Genomic DNA, 9,577 nt, shown 5'->3' with positions numbered 1-9,577 from the left:
CAAATCAAGATAATTTAATACCATTGAGAATGTGTATTCGTTATCCTGAAAGACTAGATTTATTGGAATTGATGTTAAAAAAAGGTGGAGATGTTCATTATTTTAATGGTCAGTTTGAATTGATTGAAGGGATGAGAAAATATAATGGAAATAAACCTGAATTTAAAGCTGTTATTGAATTGTTAGAGAAATACGCTTAGGTTTGATTTTAATATTTGAAACAAATCCCCCCGTTCTTTACACAAGTATTATCGGGCATAGTGCCGATTTCTTCGGAGGGGCATTATACAATGGAGAGATAGCAAAAGCTCAGTGGGTTGATGCTCAACATTTGCAAAAAGGCTATCGCTTACTTGCTGAAAGTGGTGAGTGGCAGATAGTTACCGCAACCAAACCAAAGAGAAAAACCACAGTGCGAGCGTGGGTGTGTTTGTGAGCTTCAATGGCGACAGCTACGGCATAGGGCTGGAAGCGTCGGGCAGTGTTGGCAAAGGTAAGGAGAACAGCGAAAGCGAGACGTGGCAGAACAACCAATTACAAGCGGGTAAATTAGTTACCAATTCTGCAAACGGTAAACTCTTGCTGGATGCCACGACTGTCAAAGCCAATCGCTGGGAAGGCGAGGTACAAGATTTTGAGGCGAAAAGCCGACAAGACATCATCAAATACAGCAGCGAACAGGTGCAAGCGGGTGGCAGTGCTTCACTTGCCTTGGGTACAAGCAGTGCCAATGTAAATGCGGCTTACAACTCAGCCAAGTTGAACACGGCACAGGTAGAAAAACAAACCTCAATCGACATTGGCAAGGGAGGAATGGACGTTAAAGTGAAAAAGAATGCCCATTTTGACGGTGCGGTAATGACCAGCCAAGCGGAGAAAGAAAACAACCGCTTCCAAGCCGGCACGCTGACCACCGGCGATTGGAGAAAATATCGCTATCGCCCTAATCCAAGACCCAAATGCTGAAAGCACGCTCAATCAGCTTAACCGAGATACGCAAAACGCCAATCAAAAAGTGACGAAACACGATATTAGTGAGGTGAAAGAAACACAGGAGCTGGTGAAGGGCATAGGCGAGATTTGCAGAAGGCTTATCAGATTTACACGCATAGTGAGCGTGAAAAAGTGACGGAAGCGAAGCTGGAATTGGGCAAAGTGGAAACCCGTTTGAGAAATGAGGGAAAAACAAAAGAAGAAATCGCTCAACATCCTGAATATCTCCAATTAAAACGGGATTTAAACGATAAACAGCAGACTTTTGATAACGCCTACGGCACGGGCAGCAAAACCAAGCGTGCGGTGGATGCGGTGACGGCAGCCTTACAAGGTTTAGCGGCGAAAGATTCAGGACAAGCAGCAGTAGGCTTAGCTTCGCCATATCTCAACGAACAAATTAAAAAGTAGATACCCAAGCCAACCTGCTTGCCCATACATTACTGGGTGCGGTGGAAGCGGCTGCGATAGTCATATCCACCTTGAGCAATTTTCAGTTCAAGGTGATGACAGGGAGCAGCCATTATTGTTGCAACGGTGTATATTAATTTATACTGAAGGAAAAGAAGCTGCAGTATAGATACAAGCGGTTAAATTTTCTACATTTTTTGCAATTTGCAAAATTTCTAGGAATTTTAACCGCTTGTTGTTTTTATGGAGCTAGAACCGACTTTCAATAATTAAATTGATGTTTTTATCGGTGTAGGCATAGAGGCTCGGCAGGTTGCTACGGTGTTTGGCGTAACTAAATTGCAGCTTCGGCATCAGGCCGAGCCAGTGCCAATCTCGTTTCCAAAGCGTGAGGTTAGCACTTTGCACACGGTCATGGCGGATTCTGCCAAGATTAAGTTTTCCTCCCAATATAGCGGTGTCTTTGTAACGTCTGTCAGTATAGCCAAGCGTGAGGCGACTGGAAAGCTCGAGGGCTTGCCATTCTCGTTGCCAGCCAAAGCGTATGCCTTTAGTATCAGAGCTATATTGTTTTAACTGAGTTTTGTCTTGATTGAAATCAGTGCCGACAAAGAAAAATTGTTGTGGATTGCGTAACCAAAGCAATGTGGCAGAGGCAAGTTTGTAGCTGCCGTTATAAATCGGCAAATCAAAATAACGTTTTTTGCCGTATTCCAATGCGGTGGCGAGTTGCCAATGCGGTGAAAACCATTGTGCATGTTCAAGTCGAATTCCGTTTGTCCAGCGTTCCGAACGGTGATGTTTCCAGCGTTTTTCATAAAACGGTAACAAGCGGGTGGTTTGGTCGGATTTTTTGTAAGCGTATCCAAACAAGGTGCGATTGGTAATTTCATCATAATCGTGGTTATCCCAATAAAGTTCACCTTGGGTTTGGTTGTCAAAACTCACATAGTGTGAGTCGAACAGGTTGAAATCTCTCTGTAATCCAAACGCATAGTGAACACCATGTGCGGTTTGGGGCAACAAATTAGGTTGTTTTACATAGCCGGTTTGCTCAATGTTCGGCTGTTTCGAGGTTCGGTTAATGTTGCCGTCTCGCACATAATTGGCTGAAAAACTAAATTTCCATTCCTGTTTTTTTGCCAGATGTTGCTGATATTGCTCAATTAATGCGTGAACTTTAGGCGGTAGATGTTCGGCACTTTTGGCTTTTTCAAATTGTGCTTGGGCTTGATTAAGTTGCTGATCGTACAATAGAGCAATCGCCAGCTCAATTCTTACAGTGTTTAGTTTGGGTTGTTTGGCAAGAATGGTTTGGAAGTGCTGAATTGCCTGTGCGTAATCGCCTTTCAGTAGGGAAATTTTACCTTGTGCATAACGCAGTAAAATAGGGTCAATCTGCGTAAAATCTTGATAAATAGCGGTCAATTTTTCCATATTGGCTAATTGACGGCTATAAATGGCTTGAGTCAGCAGCTCCTCGGTTAATGCCTGATTTGCCCGTAATTCCGCTTCATTAAAAATGGGGGGGGATTGTTCAATCGCAACAGCTTGTGGTGCGGTTGTTGGCTGTGCTGTATGCTCAAGATGAGCTGGTGTCGTATTCGGATCTCGGGCAAAGAGTAGTGTCGGGAAAAAAGCCAGCAAAGCAATTTTTTTCATTGTTCGTCCTTAAAAACAAAGGGCTGTTGCCAGCCCTCTATGATTATCGTAATATGAGGTTATTTTTCAACTTTCATTACACCGAAGACGGCGTTATATTTGCTGACGTCACCGTTATTGGCATCTTCATTTTCCAATTCAATTGAACCTACGGCATCATTGAGTGTTTTACCGGCAAAGGTTGCTGAATATTCGCCTTTTAAACCCTCGTGGTCAGTAGCACTTGCGGTGCCGTAGAAGCTGATTTCATTAGTCGGTAATCTTACGGCAGGTGCGAGTTTGGTTTTATCCAGCCCAATTTCACCCAGTGTTTTACTGGTTACCTTACCTTCTAACGTATTATTTGCCCAATTGTTATCTAAGTGTAGGCTGAGTGTAACCTCACCATCCACTTTTGGTGCTTCGATCACCGTTTTTCCGTCCATCTGTTTTTCAATACGAGCAATTAGGTTACCTTTATACTCTGCATCGCCCAGCACTTCATTATTCCATTTACCGGTTTTGCCTTGCAGAGTATAGACGCTATATTCGGCACTATTCGCATTACTGCCTTCACTCTCCGCTGAAATACCATTGCTGTCACGCCCGGTTTTTAGCTGAACGTGGAACAGATTGCTGTTGTTTGCATCGGTAAAGAGTGCACCATAACTGGAATATGGCTGATTGACGTAGAGATAATTGATTTTTTGGCTGTTGCCGACCAATTTATCGTCTTTATAAGTGCCGGAATGCTGACCGAGATACTTATCACCCCGTTTGTTGAGTGTTTTAATGAATGGGCTGTTTTGCTCATTTTTTCCCAGCTCAAAACCAATTGGGTAGTTATATTCTGTCTTCCCAAACTCTTGGCTTGAGCCGAGAGGGGAGTTTTCGTCCGTTAAGCGATAATCGGTGTGATCGCCTCTTGCGGTGCTTAAATTCACCACGCCACCTGTTTGGCTGAGCGGTACAACACGCCACGTAGAGCCTTTGCTGTCGGTATTCACCGGCGTGATAGAAGTAATGACCTTAATTTCATCTTCACCGTTATTCCCTTCTTCTACCATTTTTTCGTTTGGTTTTTCTTCTGGCTTAGGTGTTGTTTCTACCATTTCTTTGTTTGGTTTTTCCTCTAGCTTAGGTGTTGTAGGCAATAACGGAGCTGGTGGTGTGACTTGTGGTTTTTGGGGGGCAGGGCGAGGTTGCTCTGCTGGGGTTTCTTCTTTTTTATCTTCCGTTTCGGCGTTGAGTTTAATTACTCGGTCATCTGAATTTTTCGCTACCACAGAAGGACCTTGGCTGGATTTGCAGCCGGTTAAAACAACAGAAACCGCTAATGCGGCAAGGGTTAGTTTGAATTTAGGATGCATAGATATTTTCTCCTTATAAAAACCATAAAATTTTAATGGATAAATTTACCTTTTGACAAGTAGGTAAGTTAAAAATTACATAAATTTTTTATGGTCTATTGTAAAAAACTCTTTTTTACAGTAATTTATTAACCTTAAAATTTTTAAGGAGATGATTGTGTTTAATAAAAAATTACTGGCTTTGCTAATTTCTGCCCAATTTAGCCCGCTTGTTTGGGCTGAAAGCAGCGATGATGTTGCAGTTTTGAATGAGGTTTCTGTGGTTGGCAGTACACCGAGTGTGGCGAAAGGTAGCGAAGTCACCCTAATGAAAACCAGTGATAAAATCATTGAAGGTAAAGAGTTTAAGAAACGTTCGGCAACATTGGGCAATGCGTTAGCCGCTGAGTTAGGCGTGCATAGTAACCCGTTTGGTGGCGGAGCGAGTAAGCCGATTATTCGTGGGCAGGAAGGGGCGAGAATTCGCATTTTGCAAAACGGTTCAGACGTGATTGATATGTCGAACCTATCTCCTGATCACGCCGTTGTTGCTGATTCACTGCTTGCCGATCAGGTCGAAATCTTGCGTGGTTCCAGCACCTTGCTTTATGCCAGCAGTTCGCCGGTAGGAATTGTAAATGTGGTGGATAAACGTATTCCGACCGCTATTCCTGAAAAGGGATATGAGGTTGAACTCAATAGCCGTTTTGATACCGCCGCCAAAGAGAAAGTCGGCGCATTAGGGGCAACCTTTGGCATCGGTAACCACATTGCGGTGCGAGCCGAAGGGCTGACCCGCCATAGTGATAACTACCGTGTGCCGGGGATCAATTTAGGCGAGCGCTTAAACTATGTGCCGGACACTTACAATAAATCCAAAGTCGGCACGTTGGGCTTATCCTTTGTCGGTGAACGAGGCTATATTGGTGCCTCATACAGCAAACGGCGGGATAATTATGGCTTGCCGGGGCATAACCATAAATTTGATTTCTGTACCGGTCATATCTACGGTAATAAGCGGGATAAATACGCTTATACCTATCTCTATCCGCATTTGATTGGTGAGGAAAATATTGGGAGCAATCCGCACTTCCACTGTGGAACCAACCACGCCGAGGACGGCACACACAGCCACGATAACCCGTTCGGACACGCCCACGATCACACTCACAAAGGCCCGTGGGTGGATTTAGAATCAAAACGGATTGATGTGAAAGCCGAGCTACGCCAGCCGTTTAAGGGCGTAGATAAAATTAAGGCAAGCTATGCTGATGCCGATTATTACCACGATGAAAAAGATGCAGGCGTGCTTGCCACCCGTTACCATAAACAGCTGAAAAAAGATCAGGATTACGGCAAGCCGGTGAATATTTTCAAAAATCGGGGCAAAAATACCCGCTTGGAGGTCTATCACGCACCGCTAGGTGGCTTAACCGGTGTATGGGGTGTTCAGTATCAAACGCAAAAAAGCAGTATGAATGCGCCGAAAGATCGCGAAGTGAAATTCCCGCTGGTTGAAAATACCAATAAACAGTTCAGCCTGTTTGGGGTTGAGCAGTATATGTGGGATAGCGTTGCTGTTGAGCTTGCCGGACGAATGGAAAAGCAGAAGATTGAGATTGAGTATGATCGCAATGAAATCAAACGGTTACAAGAACACTACCGTATCAGTGGCGGCAAACAGGTTGAGCCAGATCTTTCACCCTATGATGAAACGGCTTATGCCTATTCCGGCACGCTTAACTGGTTCTTCCACCCTGACTATCAGCTTTCGTTTACTGCCTCGCACAATGAACGCTTGCCAACGCCAATGGAGCTGTATTATCACGGGCAGCATATTGCTACTAATTCGTTTGAATACGGCAATAAAGACTTGAAAAAAGAGCAGTCAAATAATGTGGAGTTGGGCTTGGGCTATCAAGCTGAACGTATTGGCTATAAAGTGAGTGTTTATTACAATCACTTTAAAAACTACATCTACAATGAAAATCTTTTCCGTGAAAATCAGCTATTTATGCGCCGTTATAATCAGGCAAAAGCCCGTTTTTACGGGGTAGAAGCAGAGGCAAGCTACCGCTTTAACGACCAATACCAAGCCACGATTTTCGGCGATATGGTACGAGGCTGGCTAACAAATTTACCACCATTGAAGATAAATAGCGATTATAGTGTGTTCAAAGATTATCTGCCGGAAAATGTGGAAAAAGGGAAAGATTATCTTCTATATCGGGCTGACCAAAACACCCCTCGTACACCGCCAATGCGTTTAGGTTTTCGCTTTAATGCGGAATTTACCCCAAATTGGTCGGGGGATTTAGAGCTGATCCGCACCTTTACCCAACGCCGTACGAGCCAGTTGGAATATATTACCGAAGGTAATACGATGTTGAATGTCGGGTTGTCGTATAGCAATAAGTGGAAAGAGCTGGATTACAAAATCAGTCTAAACGGCACAAACTTACTGAATCAGCCGGTGTATATCCACACTTCGTATCACCAATTTGTACCACAAATGGGACGAAATTTTATGTTGGGAATGGAGATGAAATTTTAAGTTCTCGACATAACAAGACAAGCGGTTATTTTTTCTTCAAATTTTGCAAAAAAACGGCTAAAAATAACCGCTTGTTTAAAACTCAGGTATTGGTAATTTGGATAAAATAGTGCTGTTTTTCCTTTCTTGTTATTTTCGGAGCTTACCAAAATTTCCTGTTTGTTGTTAAATAAGACAATTAACTTTATCCCTTTATTAAAAATATGGTTATTTATAAATAACTTAGCATCTGTCAAGAGAAAAAGTAAAAATTTATTGGTTGATGTTTTGCTTTAAGCACACTATCTTGTGTTTACTTTAATGAAAAACACAAGATGTAGTGTTTTACTAAGGTATTTTATAAAGGGTTAATAATTATGAATAAAAGTTTAATGGTAACAAAGCGTAATGGCACGCGCGAGCAACTCAATCTAGATAAAATTCATCGTGTGATTACTTGGGCGGCAGAAGGGTTAGAGAATGTTTCTGTTTCACAAGTAGAACTCCGTTCTCACATTCAATTTTATGAAGGTATTCGCACTTCAGATATTCATGAAACTATTATCAAGGCTGCAGCTGATCTAATCACTAAGGATACGCCAGATTATCAATATTTAGCCGCACGCTTGGCGATTTTCCACTTACGCAAAAAAGCTTATGGACAATTTGAGCCACCGCATTTATATGAGCACGTTAAAAAATTAGTTGCGCTAGGTAAATATGATGCAGACTTGCTGAGCGACTATACGCCCGAAGAATGGGAGACAATGAATGGATTTATTGATCACTGGCGGGATATGACGTTTTCCTATGCAGCAGTAAAGCAGTTGGAAGGAAAATATTTAGTGCAGAATCGTGTTAGCGGAGAGATTTATGAATCGGCTCAATTCTTGTATTTACTCGTAGCTGCCTGTTTATTTTCTAAGTATCCAACAGCAAGCCGCTTAGATTATATTCGCCGTTTTTATGATGCGACTTCCACTTTCAAAATTTCTTTGCCAACACCGATTATGGCAGGAGTGCGTACACCTACTCGTCAATTTAGTTCCTGTGTGTTAATTGAGTGTGATGATAGCTTAGATTCCATCAATGCAACCTCGGCTGCAATCGTTAAATATGTTTCACAGCGTGCTGGGATCGGTATTAATGCCGGCGCAATTCGGGCATTAGGTAGCCCCATTCGTGGTGGAGAAGCATTTCATACCGGCTGTATTCCCTTTTATAAACATTTTCAAACTGCAGTAAAGTCTTGCTCTCAAGGTGGTGTTCGCGGTGGAGCGGCTACCGTGTATTTTCCGATTTGGCATTTGGAAGCAGAAAGCTTAATGGTATTAAAAAATAACCGTGGTGTGGAAGAAAACCGTGCTCGCCATATGGATTACGGGGTACAGATTAATAAAATGATGTATCAACGTTTAATTAAAGGCGGTGAGATTAGTTTATTTAGTCCATCAGATGTGCCGGGGTTATATGAAGCGTTTTTTGCTGATCAAGCTAAATTTGAGCAACTTTATTTGCAATATGAGCAAGATCCGAGCATTCGGCAACGTAAAGTTAAAGCTGTAGAATTGTTTTCATTACTGATGCAAGAGCGGGCTTCAACAGGGCGAATTTATATTCAGAATGTCGATCATTGTAATACTCATAGCCCATTTAATCCTCGTGTCGCACCGATACGCCAATCGAACCTCTGCTTAGAAATTGCTTTGCCAACTAAGCCACTGGCACATTTTTATGATGAACAAGGGGAAATCGCATTATGTACATTATCGGCATTTAATTTAGGCACACTCAGCAATTTAGATGAGTTAGAAGAATTGGCTGATTTAGTGGTTCGTGCGCTAGATGCCCTATTAGATTATCAAGATTATCCGGTATTAGCTGCACGTAACAGCTCATTAAATCGCCGCGCATTAGGTGTAGGCGTGATTAACTATGCTTACTATTTAGCTAAAAACCAAGTGCGTTATTCCGATGGCAGTGCTAATAATTTAACTCACCGTACCTTTGAAGCGATTCAGTATTATTTATTAAAAGCATCGATGAATTTAGCCAAAGAACAAGGGGCGTGTGCTTATTTTGATCAAACCACTTATGCCAAAGGGTTACTCCCTATCGATACTTATAAAAAAGAAATTGATGAATTAACTCAAGAACCGCTTCATTATGATTGGGAACAACTACGTCAGGATATTCTGCAATTTGGCTTGCGCAATTCCACTTTAACTGCCTTAATGCCATCGGAGACTTCGTCGCAAATTTCGAATGCCACCAATGGAATTGAACCTCCGCGTGGCTATATTAGTGTTAAAGCATCAAAAGACGGTATTTTAAAGCAGGTTGTGCCGGAGTATGAACGTTTAAAAGCATACTATGAACTGCTTTGGGATATTCCTAATATGGACGGCTATTTGCATTTGGTTGGGATTATGCAGAAATTTGTTGACCAAGCGATTTCGGCGAATACAAATTACGACCCAAACCGCTTTGCAGAAGCTAAAGTACCGATGAAAGTATTATTAAAAGATCTATTAACGGCGTATAAATACGGGTTAAAAACCCTTTACTATCAAAATACCCGTGATGGAGCAGAAGATGTGCAAGACGACTTAGATGAAGGCTGTGCTGGTGGTGCTTGTAAAATTTAATA

At 42.3% G+C, this 9,577-nt stretch carries 6 protein-coding genes and 1 pseudogene; 5 read left to right on the top strand and 2 right to left on the bottom strand.

Going from position 1 to position 9,577, the window contains the following annotated elements; translation table 11 throughout:
- The 3 genes and pseudogenes from EDC41_RS13550 to EDC41_RS09040 form a co-directional block, all read left to right on the top strand.
- A pseudogene (locus tag EDC41_RS13550) lies at positions 1-200 on the top strand (ankyrin repeat domain-containing protein); the annotation flags it as partial.
- 169 nt (positions 201-369) lie between these two features.
- Positions 370-966 carry a hemagglutinin repeat-containing protein gene (locus tag EDC41_RS09045; protein ID WP_006251595.1) on the top strand — a complete coding sequence of 199 codons (597 nt, stop codon included), beginning with the start codon at positions 370-372 and terminating at the stop codon, positions 964-966.
- 114 nt (positions 967-1,080) lie between these two features.
- The gene (locus EDC41_RS09040) at positions 1,081-1,404 is read left to right on the top strand and encodes a hypothetical protein (RefSeq protein WP_006248594.1); all 324 of its coding nucleotides are present in this window, start codon (positions 1,081-1,083) and stop codon (positions 1,402-1,404) included.
- Positions 1,405-1,653: 249 nt separating this feature from the next.
- Here EDC41_RS09040 and EDC41_RS09035 read toward each other — a convergent pair whose 3' ends face one another.
- Complete coding sequence (locus EDC41_RS09035; RefSeq protein WP_006251594.1) at positions 1,654-3,066, bottom strand: porin family protein; 1,413 nt, start codon at positions 3,064-3,066, stop codon at positions 1,654-1,656.
- A gap of 59 nt (positions 3,067-3,125) precedes the next feature.
- Positions 3,126-4,415 carry a hypothetical protein gene (locus EDC41_RS09030; RefSeq protein WP_006251593.1) on the bottom strand — a complete coding sequence of 430 codons (1,290 nt, stop codon included), beginning with the start codon at positions 4,413-4,415 and terminating at the stop codon, positions 3,126-3,128.
- Positions 4,416-4,566: 151 nt separating this feature from the next.
- On the opposite strand from EDC41_RS09030, the gene EDC41_RS09025 reads away from it, so the two are divergent.
- Positions 4,567-6,948 (top strand): TonB-dependent receptor, encoded by a 2,382-nt coding sequence (locus EDC41_RS09025; protein WP_006251592.1) that lies wholly within the window; start codon positions 4,567-4,569, stop codon positions 6,946-6,948.
- A 356-nt stretch (positions 6,949-7,304) separates the two neighbouring features.
- Positions 7,305-9,575 (top strand): class 1a ribonucleoside-diphosphate reductase subunit alpha, encoded by a 2,271-nt coding sequence (gene nrdA, locus EDC41_RS09015; protein WP_006248589.1) that lies wholly within the window; start codon positions 7,305-7,307, stop codon positions 9,573-9,575.
- The last annotated feature ends 2 nt before the right edge of the window (positions 9,576-9,577 follow it).

The sequence above is a fragment of the Mannheimia haemolytica genome, from assembly GCF_004342115.1.
Lineage (GTDB): Bacteria > Pseudomonadota > Gammaproteobacteria > Enterobacterales > Pasteurellaceae > Mannheimia > Mannheimia haemolytica.
Note: the sequence above shows the minus strand (reverse complement) of the source record. Positions and strands in the feature narration are given on the sequence as shown.